The sequence below is a fragment of the Clostridium sp. AT4 genome, from assembly GCF_001517625.2.
Classification (GTDB): Bacteria; Bacillota; Clostridia; order Lachnospirales; family Lachnospiraceae; genus Enterocloster.
In genome coordinates this window covers 599,293-617,428 of the sequence record NZ_LN999827.1, presented here as the reverse complement: position 1 = coordinate 617,428, position 18,136 = coordinate 599,293, and the positions used below count along the sequence as shown (strand labels likewise).

Sequence of the window (18,136 nt, the reverse complement as noted above, 5' to 3'; positions counted from 1 at the left end):
GTGGGGGTGTAGCTCAGTTGGGAGAGCACCTGCCTTGCAAGCAGGGGGTCAAGAGTTCGAATCTCTCCATCTCCACTCGCCAAGCATGAGAATGCGAGGCGCACATGTACCTTGAAAACCGCATATTGAACAAAAAGAATTGAATATTCAATCGAATATCAAGACATCCGAGGCCATGCAAGAGATTGCATGGAAACAAACAACAAATTTGTAAACCTAGAACCAAAGGATGCAACGCTATGCATCTAAAGATAAGTAGCCCGCACCCGCAGGCGAACATCGTTTGGTCAAGCTATAAAGAGCGCAGGGTGGATGCCTTGGCACTAAGAGCCGATGAAAGACGTGATAAGCTGCGAAAAGCTTCGGGGAGGAGCAAATATCCATTGATCCGGAGATATCTGAATGGGGAAACCCGGCTGAGCAACCCTCAGTCACCGTACAGTGAATCCATAGCTGTGCGGAGGGAACCCGGTGAACTGAAACATCTAAGTAGCCGGAGGAAAAGAAAGAAACATCGATTCCGGGAGTAGCGGCGAGCGAAACCGGAGGAGCCTAAACCAGCGTGCGTGCATGCTGGGGTTACGGACTGCATAAGTGAGCTGATTCGTTAATGGAACGGGCTGGGAAGCCCGGCCAGAGAGAGTGAGAGCCTCGTACATGAAAGCGATAGGCAGCGGCAGGATCCAGAGTACCGCGGGACACGAGAAACCCTGCGGGAAGTCGGAGGGACCACCCTCCAAGGCTAAATACTCCTTAGTGACCGATAGCGCATAGTACTGTGAAGGAAAGGTGAAAAGGACCCCGGGAGGGGAGTGAAAGAGAACCTGAAACCCTGTGTTTACAAGCTGTGGGAGCACGTTAAGGTGCGACCGCGTACTTTTTGTAGAACGGTCCGGCGAGTTGCCGGCGCTGGCAAGGTTAAGCGGTAAAGCCGTGGAGCCGAAGGGAAACCAAGTCTCAAATGGGCGTAAAGTCAGCGCAGGCAGACCCGAAACCGGGTGACCTATCCATGTCCAGGTTGAAGCGGAAGTAAAATTCCGTGGAGGACCGGATCCACATCCGTTGAAAAGGGTGGGAATGAGGTGTGGATAGGGGAGAAATTCCAATCGAACCCGGAGATAGCTGGTTCTCCTCGAAATAGCTTTAGGGCTAGCCTCGTATTAGTTTAGCGGAGGTAGAGCACTGAATTCCTAAGGGGGCGTCAAAGCTTACCAAGGGATATCAAACTCCGAATGCCGCATAAATGATGTACGGGAGTCAGACTGCACGAGATAAGTTGGGCAGTCGAAAGGGAAAGAGCCCAGACCTACAGCTAAGGTCCCAAAGTGTGTGTTAAGTGGAAAAGGATGTGGGATTTCAGAGACAACCAGGATGTTGGCTTAGAAGCAGCCACACATTCAAAGAGTGCGTAATAGCTCACTGGTCGAGAGGTCCTGCGCCGAAAATGTCCGGGGCTGAAACACAACACCGAAGCTTAGGAACGAGAGATCGTTGGTAGAGGAGCATTCTTAAAGGGGCGAAGCAGTACCGGCAAGGAGCTGTGGACTTTTAAGAAGAGAGAATGCCGGAATGAGTAGCGAGATGGAGGTGGGAATCCTCCAGGCCGAATATCCAAGGTTTCCAGAGTAAAGCTGATCTGCTCTGGGTAAGTCGGGGCCTAAGGCGAGGCTGAAAAGCGTAGCCGATGGACAACAGGTTGAGATTCCTGTACCGCGTATCATCAGAACTGTGGGGACACAGAAGGACAGCACATCCCGGGAATGGGAAGACCGGGGCAAGCAGGGTAGGAGTCAGGCAGGCAAATCCGTCTGGCAATCCGAAGCTGTGATGCGGAGCGAACAGAAGTAGCGAAGTGTGCGATTCCGGCTGTCAAGAAAAGCCGCTATTGTGTGATACGTGCCCGTACCGTAAACCGACACAGGTAGATGAGGAGAGAATCCTAAGGCCGGCGGGAGAAGCATTGTTAAGGAACTCGGCAAAATGACCCTGTAACTTCGGGAGAAAGGGTGCCTGGGAAACCAGGCCGCAGAGAATAGGCTCAAGCAACTGTTTAGCAAAAACACAGGTCTATGCAAAACCGTAAGGTGAGGTATATGGGCTGACGCCTGCCCGGTGCTGGAAGGTTAAGAGGAGAGGTTAGAGCAATCGAAGCTTTGAATTGAAGCCCCAGTAAACGGCGGCCGTAACTATAACGGTCCTAAGGTAGCGAAATTCCTTGTCGGGTAAGTTCCGACCCGCACGAAAGGCGTAATGATTTGAGCGCTGTCTCAACAATGCACCCGGTGAAATTGAAATACCAGTGAAGATGCTGGTTACCCGCGCCAGGACGGAAAGACCCCATGGAGCTTTACTCCAGCTTGATACTGGGATTCGGTACTGCATGTACAGGATAGGTGGGAGGCTTTGAATCATGGACGCCAGTCTGTGAGGAGCCGCTGTTGGGATACCACCCTTGCGGTATTGGATTTCTAACCTGCAGCCATGACCTGGCTGGGGGACAATGTCAGGCGGGGAGTTTGACTGGGGCGGTCGCCTCCGAAAGGGTATCGGAGGCGCTCAAAGGTTCCCTCATAATGGTTGGAAACCATTAGAAGAGTGCAAAGGCATAAGGGAGCTTGACTGCGACACCGACGGGTGGAGCAGGTACGAAAGTAGGACTTAGTGATCCGGTGGTATGAAAGTGGGATTGCCATCGCTCAACGGATAAAAGCTACCCTGGGGATAACAGGCTTATCACTCCCAAGAGTTCACATCGACGGAGTGGTTTGGCACCTCGATGTCGGCTCATCGCATCCTGGGGCTGTAGCAGGTCCCAAGGGTTGGGCTGTTCGCCCATTAAAGCGGTACGCGAGCTGGGTTCAGAACGTCGTGAGACAGTTCGGTCCCTATCCGGCGCGGGCGTAGGATATTTGAGAGGAGCTGTCCTTAGTACGAGAGGACCGGGATGGACAGACCGCTGGTGTACCTGTTGGCCTACCAAGGCCATGGCAGGGTAGCCAAGTCTGGACGGGATAAACGCTGAAGGCATCTAAGCGTGAAGCCCCCCTCAAGATGAGATATCCCATCGCAAGAGTAAGACCCCTTGAAGACGACGAGGTAGATAGGTCAGAGGTGGAAGTGCAGCAATGCATGGAGCTGACTGATACTAATCGGTCGAGGGCTTGACCAGAAGGTTTAGGGAAAACGGTTGTGGCTTGGTTGTTCAGTATGTGGTTTTGAAGGTATATGTGAGAGAAGTTATTCCTCGATAGCTCAGTCGGTAGAGCAAACGGCTGTTAACCGTTGGGTCGTAGGTTCGAGTCCTACTCGGGGAGTTTATTTTCATATACAAGTGAATTAGCGTTAAGGCCCCATGGTCAAGCGGTTAAGACATCGCCCTTTCACGGCGGTAACAGGGGTCCGAATCCCCTTGGGGTCATTGAATAATATAAGTTAATATGGCGACATAGCCAAGCGGTAAGGCAAAGGTCTGCAACACCTCTATCACCGGTTCGATTCCGGTTGTCGCCTCTTTTGGAATCACAGAAATGTGGTTCCTTTTTTGTTGCTGTACATGCTCTCAGCTATCCATCATAACATAAAAAATGCGGAATAAATGCAGTAGAATCTGGCAAAAATAGGAACATAAATATTGTGAAGAAGGAGAGCAACGCTATGAATAAGTATTCAGGAACAAAGACGGAACAGAACTTGAGGACTGCATTTTCAGGAGAATCAGAAGCCAGAAATAAGTATACTTTTTTTGCTTCTGTGGCTAAGAAAGAGGGGTATGAGCAGATTGCCGCTCTGTTCCAGAAAACAGCAGATAATGAGAGGGAGCACGCAAAGCTGTGGTTTAAGGAATTAAACGGTATTGGAGATACGGCAGAAAATTTAAAATCAGCGGCCGAGGGTGAAAACTACGAGTGGACAGATATGTATGCCGGTTTTGCAAAAACTGCGGAGGAAGAGGGATTTACGGAGCTGGCCGCTAAATTTCGGCTGGTTGCAGAGATTGAGAAACATCATGAAGAGCGTTACAGAGCACTGCTTAAAAATGTAGAGCTGGCAGAGGTATTTGCAAAGAGCGAGGTAAAGGTTTGGGAATGCCGCAACTGCGGTCATATTATGGTTGGAATGAGTGCTCCAAAGGTATGTCCGGCCTGCAATCATCCTCAAGGTTACTTTGAGATCCATGTGGAGAATTATTGATGATCCAGAACGGGTGGATTTGTTTTAACTTCCCCCCTTTCCATATCCTCTGTCATATGGTAAGATAGTAAAATGCCTGAACAGTCCCATCAGGCGCACTAGAAAATGACAGGATGATGGAAATGAATTATATTGTATTTGATCTGGAATGGAACCAGAGTCCCGAGGGGAAGGAGCGCTCAGACAGGTACCTGCCGTTTGAGATTGTGGAGATTGGGGCGGTGAAGCTGGATCAGAACCGGAAGCCTATAGGGGAGTTTCGCCGCCTGGTCAAGCCACAGGTTTATGAGGAGCTTCATTTTAAGATACAGGAAGTAACGGGGCTGGAGATGGAGCTGCTTCTGAGAGAAGGGCAGCCTTTTGAGCAGGTAATCCGGGAGTTTTTAGAATGGTGCGGACCGGAGGAATACCGTTTCTGCTCCTGGGGGCCTATGGATCTGACAGAGCTGGAGCGGAATATTGCCTACTATGGGATGGAAATTCCCTTTGAGAGACCGCTGTTGTATTACGATATACAGAAGCTGTATTCTCTGGAGTATGGAGATGGCAAAAGCAGGGCAGCTTTGGATCAGGCAGTTTGCGAGCAGGATTTGGCAGATGAGGGAGGATTTCATCGGGCATTCAATGACGCCCTCTATACGGCAGAGATTTTTGGGAAAATAGATATGGAGTGGTTTGGACCATATGTGTCTGTGGACTATTATCAGCTGCCTGAATCTGGAAAGAGCTATCGGCTGTCTTTCCCGGAATATTCTAAATTTGTTTCTGCAGAGTTTGAGACAAAAGAGGAGCTGATCAAGAATAAGGAGGTCAGTGATTTGGTATGCATCAAATGCCGGCGGATGCTCAGAAAAAAGATCCGTTGGTTTTCTTACGGACAGCGGTTTTATTTTGCTATGGGGATTTGCCCGGAGCATGGATATATGAAGGGAAAGATCCGGGTAAAGAAGTCAGAGCGGGAGCTTTACTATGGAGTAAAGACGGTTAAGGCTGCTTCGGAAGAGGAGCTGGAACTGCTGGTTCAGAAACGGGAAGATAATAAGAGAAAGAGAAAAAGTCTGCCTAAGAAGTGATGGGCAGACTTTTTATAGAAGTAAGGAAAATAGTTATCACGTTTGCGGAAACGGAAAGACTATTCCTCCCGCATCCGGTATCCTACGCCAATTTCTGTAAATATGTATTGGGGTTCTGCGGGATTTTCTTCCAGCTTGCGGCGGATATGGGCCATGTTGACACGCAGGATTTGATTATCATTGTCCGCATAAGGCCCCCATATTTTGGTGATAATGGATTCGTAGGTCATAACACGGCCCGCATTTTGAGCCAGCAGACAAACCAGCTTATATTCAATCTGGGTCAGGTGTACTTCCTGACCCTTTACTTTTACCAGACGGCGTTCAAAATCAATCGAGAGATCGCCGACTTCATACAGATGGGATGTATGAGTATGGCTTCTTTGGGCATGGCGCAGGGCAGTACGGATCCTGGCTAAGAGCTCTCCGGTTCCAAAGGGTTTGGTTAAATAGTCATCAGCGCCCATATCCAGTGCTGTTACTTTGCTGTTTTCCATGGTACGGGCAGAAATGACAATGATAGGGGTAGTACTCCAGATACGCACATTCTGGATAATATCCAGTCCATCCATATCAGGAAGTCCAAGATCCAGAAGAATCAGATCAGGATGGTTTGAATTGATGTGCTGCAGTCCGTCCCTTCCGGTGTTAGATGTGATAACACGGTAGCCTTCGGGTTCCAATATACGGCTGATGAAGCTGCAGATATTTTTTTCATCTTCAATGATAACAATGGTTGCTTTTGTTGACATATCAGTATTCCCTCCAATCAGGTAGTGTGAAAGTAAACATGGCGCCTTTAGAATGGTTGGCAGCCTCAATGGAGCCGCCATGTGCATTTATAATGGTTTTACAGATCGAAAGTCCGATTCCCATCCCTTTGTGGCCGTCACCCTTGGGGTTAGAGCAGGCGCCTCCGCCGTCAAAGAGTGTGGGAAAACGGTCGGGATCAATGCCGTTTCCATAGTCTTTGATCGTGACAGAAAGGATTTTATCATGAATGGCAGCTGTCAATTCGATGGGCTCCTGGCTGTTTCCGTGGAAGGCGGCATTTTCAAGCAGGTTATTGATGACCTGTTCAATGAGCTTTGCATCCATGGGAACCATAATAAGGGCATCGGGAACACTTACATGAACCACAGCCAAGGGAAAGCGCTTGCGAAATCGCTGGACTGCCTCAGAAATGACTTCCTCCAAGGGCTCTTCAGTTTTTACCACAGCAGGTGCACCGTCCGTATCCTGAATCCGGGTAACGGACAGGAGATTTTCGACCATATTTAAGAGCCATTGAGCATCCTCTTCAATATTTGAAATCAGTTGACGCTGTTCCTCCGCTGTCATGGTATTTTGCTGTTCGAGACAGGCAACGCTGGAGCCTATGATTGTGGTAAGAGGCGTTCTCAGATCGTGGGACACAGCCCTCAGAAGGTTAGCCCTCATGGTTTCTTTTTCTGCATTCATCAGTTTTTTGTCCTGCTCACGGATCAGATTTGTCTGGCGGGAAATCATGATGCAGATGCTGCTGGTAAAACAGGAGATAAATGCCATCCCGAAAAAGGTAAGGGGATAGCCGCTGAGAGTAAAATTCAGCTTCATGTAGGGCACAGAGAAGGCATAATTTACCCAAAAGACACTGTACAGGGAAGCGATAATGCCTGCGCCGTAGCAGCTGGTAGCGCGGGCATGAAGGATGATAGCAAGGATATAGACAATGGATACATTGATCAGATTGTCTGTGAAATGAAACATCAGGCTGGAAACCAGAGTTGCTGCTGCCATATAAATGATGGTGGTAGGAAGGGTCCGTACGGTTTCCACAACAGACTGTTTCAGATGAAATGGTTCTCTGGGGAGAGGGGAATGGGAGTGAAGCATGGTCGGAAGTCCTTATCTCAGTGTAGTAAAGTTTACAGGCTATCTGCGGCGGTTTTTTCGGAACGAGCGCCCTTTTATCCGCCTGCGGGGGCGGTAGGAGGGTATAGAGCTTCTCTTTTTGGACAGCATCTGATCAAAATCCGAGGAGGAGAAGCCCATATCTTCTAACCGTTCTAAGCGTCTCTGCCGGCGGCGCATCAGATCCTCCTGTTCTTTCTGCCTGTTATGAAGAAAGAGGAAGATTCCTGCGCCGAGAATAACAGCAAAACCGCCGGCAAGAGAGACTGCCAGCCACAGGGGAAGGCCAAAAAGTGTGCCTTTGTCTTCCGTACCTGCAGCATCCGGCTGTGCAGAGCGCCTTTGGATCTGTAGGACAGGATCGGGGGACTCTGTTTCAGATGGAACCGATGCTTTCGATGGAGCCGTCGAAAGATTGGCTGCATCAGAAGACTCAGAGAGAGCGGCGTCTGAAGAAATGACCGTATCCGGCGCACTTATCCGGTTAACCTGAGCCGTTGTGCACAAATATACCTGTCCTGTTTCATGATCCTCATAGGTATAGGAAATGCGGGCAATGGCATGTTTTGGAGCATCCTGGCCGAGTTCGTAGGACAGACTGGGAGTCAGATCGGAAAATACGGCTTCCCTGGGAAGGATTACCCGGCTGTCTGGATCAAGGGACAGGGAAATGCTGTCCTTTGCGGTCATTCCTGCAATGGTCATGTCATTTTCCAGAGAGCGGTAGGTGGTTTCGTGGTCTGCGGCCTTTAAGGACTGAAAATTGGAAAAACCAAAGTCGAAAAGAGCTTTTGTATCCCGGTAATGAGACTGATGGCCGTTCAGAACAACAGCAATCAGAGTAATACCGTCACGTTCGGCACAGGTTACCAGGGTATTTCCTGCCAGGGAGGTGTATCCTGTTTTTCCGGCAAAGGCTCCCGGATAGGTAACAGATGTATTTTGTTTTACCATGTTATGGTGGTTGGCAACATAGCCGCCCTCAGCATTTTTTTTGGTAGGCGCCATCTGGTAGCTGCGTGTGCCACTGATTTCCACAAAATCAGGATTTTTGATGGCTTCCTGTGTGATCAGCGCCATGTCGTGAGCTGTGGTGTAGTGATTTTCGTCATTTAAGCCGCTGGGATTGGCAAAATTACTTCCTGTACAGCCCAGGCTCCTGGCTTTTTGATTCATGAGCTCTGCAAAAGCTTCTCTGGAACCGCTTACATGACAGGCCAGAGCATTGGCGCTCTCATTGGCAGAGGCTAAAAGCAGAGCATAGAGGCAGTCGCGGACGGTCAGCACATCGCCCTCGTCAATTCCTGCGGAGCTGCTTCCTGCCTCTACATTGTACACGTCATCATGGGAGAAAGTAACCATTTCATCCAGCTCACATTCCTCCAGTACGATCAGCGCTGTGAGGATTTTGGTGATACTGGCCGGATAATAGGCCTGATTTTCATTTTTTCCATATAGAATGCTTCCAGTGTCAGCATCCATCAGGATACCGCCGTCTGCTTCAATGGAAACGCCGGTGGGCCAGGGAACGGCTGCCGCAGCTGTAATAGGCGTAAAGCCCAGAATCAGGTTAAGGCATATAAAAAAGGGAAAAAGTCGTTTCATACGTTACACTCCTATGGGCGGTGCTTGTGTTTCAGAGTTAAAGCCAGACAGACTGCAAACAGGATAAGAGACAGGCTGCCAAAGGTAAATGCAATCCGTCCGGCTGTGTCCATAAAAAAGCCTTCAGGCACAATATTGATCAGCATATCGGTGGACGGATCCAGGATCCACAGATCGTTGCTAAAGAAAATATGGTGGAACATAATAAAATATTTTGTAAAATCGGTGGAGATGATGGCAGCCAGGGCCGCGATCAGACCGAAAAACAGCCCGGTTCCCAGGCAGACGGAAGGAGGAAGAAGGCGTTTCATATCAGCCTTTGTAACTGCCATAAAGACAAGGGCAGAGGCACACAGAACCAGACATACCCTCCGGATGGAGATGGCTGCCAGAAACAGTCCCTGAACATCCTCCATATGGGCGATTTCTCTGGCATTGAAAAACTCCCGCTCCTGTCCGTCCATGACGGTCATCACATGAAGATCTTCACGGTCTCCCCGCAGATAATCCATCATCTCATCCGTTACTTCTAACAGATCTTCCACGGTCATGGCAGGAAGATCCTTAAGTACCTCATATTTTGTGTATTCTTTTTCAAAATATCCGGGTGTCCAGTATACGACAGCTTCTATGGAGGTGATAAACAGGACGATCATCAGGCAGAATGCCATCAGAATGCCGGTCAGGCGGTGAAGATATTTCATATCGGGAAGTCCTCCTTTGGGATGGGTATGGTTTTGATTCACATAAAAGAAAAAGCCCGACTTCGCAGCTTGCTGACGATCTGCAGAGTCCGACCTTTAAACGCGCCTTTATAAATCACTAAGGGCTGCATACGTTATTAAAAAGACGCATAAACTACCTATTTTATATCATGTAATAGGAGAGTTGTCAATGTTGAAACTTTATGAAAAAAGCCATATCAAACATTTGCCGGGATACGGGCGGGTTTGGTATGGCTTTTGTTTGAATGTATAAAGGATTTAATGAAGCTCAGGCCAGAATTCTTTGTTGGCTTCGATCATGTCATCCAGGATCTTTTTGGCAACCAGAAGGCTGGGGACAGTTTTTGAGAGGGTAAATGCCATCAATGCTTTTTCGTAGGAATGCTCGATGGCTGCCTCAACTACCAGCTTTTCAACTGCTTCCTGCTGCTCGATCAGACCCTTATAGAAGGTAGGAATCTCACCTACACGCACAGGTTCAGCTCCGCGGTCTGTAATATAGGCAGGAATTTCAACCATGGCATCGTCAGGCAGATTCTCAATCGCCCCCCTGTTTTCTACCATTACAAGGTAGCGCTTGCGCAGGTCGAAGGCCAGGCTCATTGCTACGTCTACGATAAATTCGCCGTGTACGCCGCCAAAGAATTTGGTCAGATCGACTTCTTTTCCTGCGCGGTAATCTGCTACTGCATCAAAAATCCTTTTTTCGCGGCCTTCCATTACCTCGTTGGCGCGGGTGTGGTTGGGATTGCTGCTTTCAACCACTTCATCGCCCAGAAGATAATACTGCATATAGGTATTTGGCAGATAATCATGGAATGCAGAGCAGATATGTCTGGAATTGGCATATGTATGAAGCCAGGAGGGATCACTGTGCATTACATCGCTCTTTTCATTTTTGGGCATATATCCGTTTTCTGCCACATAGGACTTTAATTCCTCTGTTACGTCGGTTCCATTGAGGCGCACTTTGGTGAACCATCCGAAATGGTTCAGGCCGAAATAGTCTACTTCCAGATCATGGCGGTCACAGCCCAGAATCTCAGCCATGTTTCTCTCGATTGCCACAGGCATATCGCAGATATTCAGGATGCGGGCATGAGGACGCAGGCGGAAGGTGGCTTTTGCCACAATCGCAGCCGGATTAGAGTAGTTAACGATCCAGTAAGTAGGCTTTGCATACTTTTCGCAGTAGTCAATCAGTTCTACCATAGGGTAAATGGTACGCAGGCCGTAAGCAAGACCGCCGGGGCCGCAGGTTTCCTGGCCTACTACGCCGTATCTTAACGGAATCTTCTCATCCTGTTCGCGCATGGCGTACAGTCCTACACGCATCTGTGCAAAGATAAAATCTGCATCTGTCATGGCGGTTTCCGGGTCTGTGGTAAGAGTCAATTTTACATCCGGATCAAACATCTCTACTACATGGCGGACGATAACGCCCACGTCTTCCTGACGTTTGGCATTGTTATCATAGAGAACCAGCTCATTGAGTTTAAAACGGTCTTTCTGTACCAGAAGACTTTTGACGATTCCCGGAGTGTAGGTGCTGCCGCCTCCGGCGATGACAAGTTTAAATGTTTTCATTATATACCTCCTGAGTGATTACAAGTGAGTTATTCTTCACGTCCAAGGGCTTTTTCGACGATGGAACGTTTTTTGCTGACAACAGGGCCATAGATAATTTGTATATTATTTCCTTTTACAACAAGACCAGCTGCTCCTGTTGGGGCAAACCATTCTTTATCCTTTACAACAGAGGCGTCTTTTACCTCTACGCGCAGACGGGTCATGCAGTTTCCGATATTTTCAATATTGTCAGGTCCGCCCAGTCCCTCGATGATGCGGGCTGCGGTTTCAGCATCAGCTTCTTTCTTTGCTTCTGCTTTATTTCCGGAGCGGATCTGGGATTTTACTGCTGCTGCATTGGCAGCCAGGTCGATTACATCCTCGCCGTCTTCGCGTCCCGGTGTTTTCAGGTTGAATTTCACGATCAGGAAACGGAAGAGGAAATACATTACAACGATCTCAATCAGACCTGCAACTACATACATAGGCCAGTGTGTCCGTCCGATTCCTGCCGGAAGGTTCAGTACAAGGAAGTCGATAATGCCGTTGGTAGCACAGACACGGACATTTAACAGATATACGATCATCTGGAACAGTCCGTCCATGACAGAGTAGATGACCCACAGCATGGGAGCTGCAAACAGGAAGGTAAACTCCAGTGGCTCTGTTACGCCTACTAAAGAGGCAGTAAGTGTGGCCGGGATAACCTGAGCCTTTGTGGCGGCCTTTTTCTCTTTTTTGGCAGTAGCGATGAAAGCCAGAGCAACACCGATGACGCCAAAGGTCTTCATAAGTCCATAGGTTAAGAATCGGGCAGAGTCGGGCATGGAAGCAACAGCAGGGTCGCTAAGAAGAGCCAGGAAAACAGGCTTTGCGCCTACGATCTGCTCTCCGCCAATGATCATGCTGTCTCCGATTGCGGAATAGAGGAAGGGAGACCATACCAGATGATGGAGGCCGGTAGGGATCAGAATACGGTTTAAAAATCCATACAGGAATACTCCAAATGCGCCAGCGCCTGCCATAATGCCTGTGAGGGCATTGATTGCTGCAGCTGCAACAGGCCAGATATAGGCAGCTGCCAGTGCCAGCACTAATACAATGGGAAGAAGCACGATAAATACGAACTTGCTGTTTCCATACATAGCCATGGCACCCTTAAATTCAGTGTCAATAAAGCGGTTGTGGACTAAGGCTACGATTACGCCCAGGATCATGCCCAGGAATACGCCCATGTCTGTTACATGGTAGCCAAGACAGATCGTCTGGCCTGTACCGTAGAGTGCGCTGGCAGTATCACCTTCCGCCATCAGTCCCGCAACACTGAGCCAGCGAGAGTTGGCTGCAAGCCAGATCAGATAACTGACAAGTGATACGAATGCGGCATCCGCTTTTTTCTTTTTTGCAAGACTCATTGAGACGCCTACACAGAACAGGATTCCAAGATTGCCGATTACTGCGCTGACTCCGCCATTGATAAATTTTCCAGCTGTATATAAGATACCCCCCTCTGATACAAATGCTGTGTTGCACATTACAGAAGACAGAGCCTGGAGCATACCGGCAATAGGTAAGAACAGAACAGGGCCCATCAAAGCTTTGGAAAAGCTCTGCATGGCGTTCATAACTTTTGCTTTCATGATTCATTCTCCTTTTTCATTCGTTTTCTGTCGGAAGGCGCCATTCCGTTTCGATGTTTGAATTATATCATTTTGAATAAAAAAATCTACTATTTTGTGATAGTTTTAAACATATTCATATAGATTGAAACATGTTTCATTAATGAAATCGGATGTAATGAGAATTGGTTGCGCAGATGGACAGAGTATCGTATAATTTCAGTGAAAATTACACAAAATATGGGTTTGGGATAAAATAGAGGGAATGAGAGATGAAACACGATATTTATAAGCTGGCAGAACAATATCATTTAAATGAAAGTGAACAGCAGATGTTTCAGTCGCTTTTAGAGGCGGCAGACCAGAATATACAGTACAGCGTAAGGGAGTTTGCAGCACGGAATTACGTTTCGCCGGCAGCACTGATCCGTCTGAGTAAAAAGATGGGATATACTGGTTATACGGATATGGTATATCGACTGGGATTTCTGGTACAGAATGAGATAAATAATAAGAATCATGAGTCAGATATTACAGCTTTTATCGGAGAGATACCATTTGAAAAAATGAATCGTTTTCCGGAACTTCTGAAAAAACACAGACATAATCCCATTTTGATTACAGGTACCGGATTCTGTGCCCCCTTAAGGGATTTTTTTGTGCGCAAGCTTCTGGTTATGGGTTACTGTGCCATTGGATCGAATAATTATGAGGTATATGAGGGAAATGCCCTTTCGGCAGGAATGGTAATTGCTATTAGCAAAAGCGGCACAACAGACACGATTATTAAGCCTGTCCGGGATGCCTGCGCACATGGAATTGATGTGGTGGCTTTTACGGGAGGAACCCATTCTATGATTGCTGATATGGCAGAATTATCATTTGTACTTTTGGATGATAAAATATTAGATGATCGGAATCTTACAGCTAATTATTTTTATGCAAGAGTTCTTATTCTATTTGAGTATCTGATGGATATGACATGGGAAACAGAATAAAGTATAAGATAAAAACAGGACGCCGCACTGCAAATGATCGGTTTATGATCGTAATTGCTGTGCGGAGTTTGTTTTTTAGAGTTTATGTTAATGAGTTAATGTGTATTTTCAGGATGATCCGCATAAATTTTCCCCATCATTTTCCAGGCAATCACTGCGGCTATAAGCTCTGCTATGGGGAAGGAGATCCAGATGCCTGCGGGTCCCATAAAGCGTGAGAGAATCCATCCCAGAGGAACAATGATTACAAGCTGGCGCAGAAGGGAGATGATCAGGGAAGGGCGTCCCTGTCCCAGAGCCTCAAAAACTCCGGCTGCTATGAAAGCCACAGAGGAAATCAAAAAACTGGGGCCGATCATGCGCAGGGCTTCTGTCCCATACTGCATCAGCTCCGGATCTGCATCAAAAATACGCAGAATCGGGCCGGGAAAGAAAATGGATGCAATTGTTCCGGTGAGTGTAACAACGGTTACCAGGCCAAGGCTGCAGCGAATGGTACTGCGGACCCTGTCATGGCGTTCGGCTCCATAGTTATACCCGATAATGGGACGCATTCCCTGGAGAAGGCCGTTGCAGGGAAGGTTTACAAAGGTTTGGAGTTTAAAATACAGTCCAAAGGCTGCTACATAGACGCTTCCAAAGGTAGTCAGGATTCCATTTAAAATGCCGGTTAACAGGGAAGGCATGGCTAAAAGCAGACTGGATGGAATTGCAATACTATAAATAGAACGAATCAGTTCGCGGTTCAGATTCATAAGTCTGGGCCGAATGGATACGCCCAGATTGGTTTTTAAATACACAAGAATATATAGAAGCAACGCCCCAAACTGGCCGATCACTGTTGCAACGGCAGCGCCGGATACACCCATGGCGGGAGCGCCGAACCAGCCGAAAATAAGGATCGGATCTAAAACAATGTTGATCAGACAGCCGCTTGCCATGAGAAACATGGTGGTTTTCATCCGCCCTACACCCTGAAAGAGTTTTTCCATGTACATTTGCAGAACTTGACCGGAAGAGAGACAGAGCACAATGAACGTATAGCTGTAGGCCCATTCGAATATTTGGGGATTATCTGTAAACATCCCAAGAAATGGTCTTGTAATAAAAATGCCCAGAGCAATAAATAACAGACAGTGTATCAGGGCCAGAGAGAGGCCGGCAGATGCCAGATGATCGGCCTTGTTCCTGTTTCCTGCTCCAAGACTCATGGAAATTAAGGAGCTGACACCTACGCCCAGGCCCACTCCAAGAGCCATGATGATATTCTGAAGAGGAAAGGCCAGTGAAACGGCAGTGATGGCATCTGTGCCCAGTCTCGATACCCAGATACTGTCTACAACGTTATAGAGAGAATTGATCAGCATGGACAGCATCACAGGCACTGCCATGGAAACAAGAAGAGGAAAAACCGGCTTTTCCAGCAAAAAACGTTGATTCTGTTCCATAATAAAACCTCCTGTAAGGACAAAAAAAGCCCTCCCGCCTGTTTTGATGCGGGAAGGCTTGCATGCCATTGATAAATGGAAAATGTATAAAATTATATGTTCGCAATAGAAAAGTCCGACCCCGCAGCCTCTAATATCTGCAAAATCAGACCTCTCAGTGCGCCTCCAGGGACTCGAACCCTGGACAAATAGATTAAGAGTCTACTGCTCTACCAGCTGAGCTAGAGGCGCATGTCTATGTGTTGTTGTGTGATACGATGAACATTATAGGGCATGAGCGATTGTTTGTCAATGGTTTTTTTGAAAAAATATGAATACAAAAATTTTTAGGTAATATCAAATATTTTTTTCGATATGGGATGAAAGAATATATGCATTTTATACAAAACATATGGCATAATATGTTGACAACTTGACAGCCATGTTATAAGATATAAATATAAGTCGAAGGGGAAAGGAACGAATTACTTATGAAACATATTTTGATTGATGCGGATACAGGAATTGATGATTCTCTGGCAATTCTCTATGCTCTTAGATCTCCTAATTTTTATGTAGAAGGTATTACGACTTGTTTTGGAAATAACTGTGCAGAGCAGTCAGCGGATAACTGCCTGAGACTGATTCAGCTGGCGAAATGCGGATATGATGTTCCGGTAGCAGTGGGAGCAAATGAATCATTGGATGGTGTGTTTGGTTCTGCTCCAGCCTATATTCATGGAGATAACGGAATTGGCAACGTAGAGCTTCCAGAAACCACACAGGAACCAATTAATGAGACTGCCTGTGATTTTATTATTCGAAAGGCACAGGAGTTAAAGGGAGAGCTGATCATTATTACCACTGGCCGGATGACGAATTTGGCGATGGCTTTGGAGAAGGATGCTTCTCTTCCGAAGAAGGTAAAAAAAGTAGTTGCTATGGGAGGGTGCTATAAGGTTCCAGGAAATGTAAGTCCGTATGCAGAAGCGAATATTCATGGGGATGCGCGTGCCGCAGATATGGTATTTAAGGCAGGGTTTAATCTGACAGTCGTAGGTTTAGATGTGACGATGAAGACCTTTATCACGCAGGCAGATGTGGATAACCTGTGCGAATACTGTTTAGAGGAGTGCCGTCCGATTGCTGAGTATATCAAAAAAGCACTTCGCTTCTACTTTGAGTTTCATCGCGTAACTATGGGAATGGCGCATGCCAGTGTGGTTCATGATCCTCTTGCAATGCTGATCGCGGAAGACCCTTCATTAGGTGTATATGAAATGGTAAGAGCAGGAGTAGAGTATCAGTCAGAGAAATTTTCTGGCATGATCACCACAGATGATGGCTTTGTTCCAGTTTTGGACAGAGAAGAGATTGCCATTTGCATTCAGGTAGATTCTGTAAAGGCAGTCCGCAGACTGTTTAGTGTATTTCAGAATATGGAGCCAGGACGATATAATAAAAAGAAGAATTAAAAATAAATAATTGAAGGAGTGAGTCATTATGGGTAAGAAAATGATGCACATTGGGTTGGAAAAAGGCCAGATTGGCCGGTATGTATTCCTTCCAGGCAGTCCTGAGCGGACAGAAAAGATTGCCGCTTACTTTGAAAATCCAAAGGAGATTGCCTATAACCGGGAATTTCGTACATTTGTGGGTCAGCTGAATGGTGTTGATGTAGCGGTAACCAGTACCGGAATTGGAGGTCCTTCTGCTGCGATTGCTGTAGAGGAACTGTATCAATGCGGTGCAGATACCATGATGCGTGTGGGAACCTGCGCTTCCGTGTCACCCAAGGTGTCCATTGGAGATATTGTGATTCCCAACGGAGCTGTAAAGATGGAAGGTGTAAGCCATCATTATCTTCCGGTGGAATTTCCGTCTGTGCCGGACTTCCAGATGTTAAAGGCCATTGAGCAGGCAGCCATTAATCTGGGTCTTCCTTATGATGTAGGAGTAACCATTACAAAGGCATCCTTCTATACCCAGACCTCCCCCCAGACAAAGCCTGTAGGACCGGAGCTGATCTATAAATGGGAGGCATATAAGAAGGGAGGAGCATCCTCCACCAGCATGGAATGCGCGCCTCTTTTTGCAGTAGGGGCTTCCCTTGGAATCCGTACCTCCTGTGTCATGGCCAGCGCTACCAATTATGAGAGCGGAAAGGTCAAAGAGGGTTCAGAGAAGGTAAATGTGGAAGACAGAGCGATCCGTACCGCTATCGAGGCTATGAAGATTATTATAAGAGAAGACCAGAAAGGCGAATGATGGATTGCCGGGAGATGCCAAAGCTGGCAGAACTAAATATACCCTATTATGTTCAGATTTATGATATTATTTACCAACTTATTCAGGAAGAAAAACTCAAAGAAGGAGACACCCTTCCTGGTGAGAATATTCTGGCAGATTATTGGAATGTAAGCCGCAGTACAGTGCGGATGGCAGTGCGCAAGTTGGAAGAAGATGGATATATCTATAAGATGCAAGGAAAAAAAACCATGATTACGGGACAGCTTGCCAGGGACAGGGAGGGATTTCAGCATATCGCAAACCCCTGCTTTAAATGCTGCGTTGACCAGATTACAAAAACAGAATATACGTTCCATGTTCAAAACGGAGGACGTTTGGTAGGTGATTTGCTGGGATATCATGGACAGACATTCACGGCGGTTGTGGTGGATATCAGATATTTTGCAGGAGATATTTATGTAGCATCTTCGGTGGCTATTATCCCTATTATGCAGCTGGAAAAAAGAGGGATTGACATTGATAATGAGGAACGGCTGAAGGAATTTGCCGTGAGAGAGCTTTACCAGGAGGCAGAGCGTTCCCAGGTGTCCATGAGCGCTGTGGAATGGGCGGAGATTGCGGTGGATCAACCGGAATGTCCCATTGTAATCATTATGGATGAGGTTTTGTTTCAGAATGAAGAGCCTTTGAGTTATCACAAGTACCGCATGGACAGCAACTGGTACCGTTTTGTACTGGAACGTAAGAAATAGACGCCGGCTTTAAGCAGAATCGGCGCTATGAAGA

General features: G+C 47.2%; 13 protein-coding genes, 5 tRNA genes and 1 rRNA gene. 11 read left to right on the top strand and 8 right to left on the bottom strand.

All coding sequences use genetic code 11. The annotated features are described in order from the left end of the window. Positions 1–2 precede the first annotated feature (2 nt). From BN3656_RS06080 to BN3656_RS06050, 7 genes are all read left to right on the top strand, one after another. A tRNA-Ala gene (locus tag BN3656_RS06080) sits at positions 3–75 on the top strand. 210 nt (positions 76–285) lie between these two features. Next, positions 286–3,169 (top strand): 23S ribosomal RNA (locus tag BN3656_RS06075). A 72-nt stretch (positions 3,170–3,241) separates the two neighbouring features. Beyond that, positions 3,242–3,314 (top strand) — tRNA-Asn (locus BN3656_RS06070). 32 nt (positions 3,315–3,346) lie between these two features. Then, positions 3,347–3,418: transfer RNA gene (locus BN3656_RS06065), tRNA-Glu, on the top strand. A gap of 21 nt (positions 3,419–3,439) precedes the next feature. Beyond that, positions 3,440–3,510 (top strand) — tRNA-Cys (locus BN3656_RS06060). 144 nt (positions 3,511–3,654) lie between these two features. Beyond that, on the top strand, positions 3,655–4,191 hold the full coding sequence (gene rbr, locus BN3656_RS06055; protein ID WP_066545227.1) for a rubrerythrin: 537 nt from the start codon (positions 3,655–3,657) through the stop codon (positions 4,189–4,191). 122 nt (positions 4,192–4,313) lie between these two features. Next, positions 4,314–5,264 carry a 3'-5' exonuclease gene (locus BN3656_RS06050; RefSeq protein WP_066545222.1) on the top strand — a complete coding sequence of 317 codons (951 nt, stop codon included), beginning with the start codon at positions 4,314–4,316 and terminating at the stop codon, positions 5,262–5,264. A 59-nt stretch (positions 5,265–5,323) separates the two neighbouring features. Here BN3656_RS06050 and BN3656_RS06045 read toward each other — a convergent pair whose 3' ends face one another. The 6 genes from BN3656_RS06045 to BN3656_RS06020 form a co-directional block, all read right to left on the bottom strand. Then, positions 5,324–6,016, bottom strand: coding sequence for a response regulator (locus BN3656_RS06045; RefSeq protein ID WP_066545220.1), 693 nt, complete (start codon positions 6,014–6,016; stop codon positions 5,324–5,326). Between the two features lies 1 nt (position 6,017). Then, positions 6,018–7,139, bottom strand: a complete 1,122-nt coding sequence (locus tag BN3656_RS06040; RefSeq protein WP_066545218.1) for a DUF4118 domain-containing protein — start codon at positions 7,137–7,139, stop codon at positions 6,018–6,020. Between the two features lie 39 nt (positions 7,140–7,178). Then, complete coding sequence (locus BN3656_RS06035) at positions 7,179–8,762, bottom strand: D-alanyl-D-alanine carboxypeptidase family protein (RefSeq protein ID WP_066545216.1); 1,584 nt, start codon at positions 8,760–8,762, stop codon at positions 7,179–7,181. A gap of 11 nt (positions 8,763–8,773) precedes the next feature. Then, a complete protein-coding gene (locus BN3656_RS06030; protein WP_066545214.1) occupies positions 8,774–9,466 on the bottom strand; it encodes a TIGR01906 family membrane protein in 693 nt (230 codons plus the stop codon). A 279-nt stretch (positions 9,467–9,745) separates the two neighbouring features. After that, on the bottom strand, positions 9,746–11,074 hold the full coding sequence (locus BN3656_RS06025; RefSeq protein ID WP_066545212.1) for a 6-phospho-alpha-glucosidase: 1,329 nt from the start codon (positions 11,072–11,074) through the stop codon (positions 9,746–9,748). 29 nt (positions 11,075–11,103) lie between these two features. Further along, a complete protein-coding gene (locus BN3656_RS06020; protein ID WP_066545207.1) occupies positions 11,104–12,696 on the bottom strand; it encodes a PTS transporter subunit EIIC in 1,593 nt (530 codons plus the stop codon). A gap of 251 nt (positions 12,697–12,947) precedes the next feature. On the opposite strand from BN3656_RS06020, the gene BN3656_RS06015 reads away from it, so the two are divergent. Continuing rightward, on the top strand, positions 12,948–13,673 hold the full coding sequence (locus BN3656_RS06015; RefSeq protein WP_066545206.1) for a MurR/RpiR family transcriptional regulator: 726 nt from the start codon (positions 12,948–12,950) through the stop codon (positions 13,671–13,673). A gap of 95 nt (positions 13,674–13,768) precedes the next feature. Here the strand turns inward: BN3656_RS06015 and BN3656_RS06010 are convergent, their stop codons facing one another. Together BN3656_RS06010 and BN3656_RS06005 are read right to left on the bottom strand one after the other, a co-directional pair. Continuing rightward, complete coding sequence (locus BN3656_RS06010; RefSeq protein ID WP_066545205.1) at positions 13,769–15,121, bottom strand: MATE family efflux transporter; 1,353 nt, start codon at positions 15,119–15,121, stop codon at positions 13,769–13,771. 158 nt (positions 15,122–15,279) lie between these two features. Continuing rightward, positions 15,280–15,352 (bottom strand) — tRNA-Lys (locus BN3656_RS06005). A 239-nt stretch (positions 15,353–15,591) separates the two neighbouring features. Between BN3656_RS06005 and BN3656_RS06000 the strand changes: the two genes are divergently transcribed. Genes BN3656_RS06000 through BN3656_RS05990 form a run of 3 tightly spaced genes read left to right on the top strand, consistent with a single transcriptional unit; the run spans position 15,592 to position 18,102 of the window. Further along, positions 15,592–16,575 carry a nucleoside hydrolase gene (locus BN3656_RS06000; protein ID WP_066545200.1) on the top strand — a complete coding sequence of 328 codons (984 nt, stop codon included), beginning with the start codon at positions 15,592–15,594 and terminating at the stop codon, positions 16,573–16,575. Positions 16,576–16,603: 28 nt separating this feature from the next. After that, positions 16,604–17,368 carry a nucleoside phosphorylase gene (locus tag BN3656_RS05995; RefSeq protein WP_066545198.1) on the top strand — a complete coding sequence of 255 codons (765 nt, stop codon included), beginning with the start codon at positions 16,604–16,606 and terminating at the stop codon, positions 17,366–17,368. Then, a complete protein-coding gene (locus tag BN3656_RS05990; RefSeq protein ID WP_066545196.1) occupies positions 17,365–18,102 on the top strand; it encodes a GntR family transcriptional regulator in 738 nt (245 codons plus the stop codon). The genes BN3656_RS05995 and BN3656_RS05990 overlap by 4 nt, the downstream gene beginning before the upstream one ends. Positions 18,103–18,136: the final 34 nt, after the last annotated feature.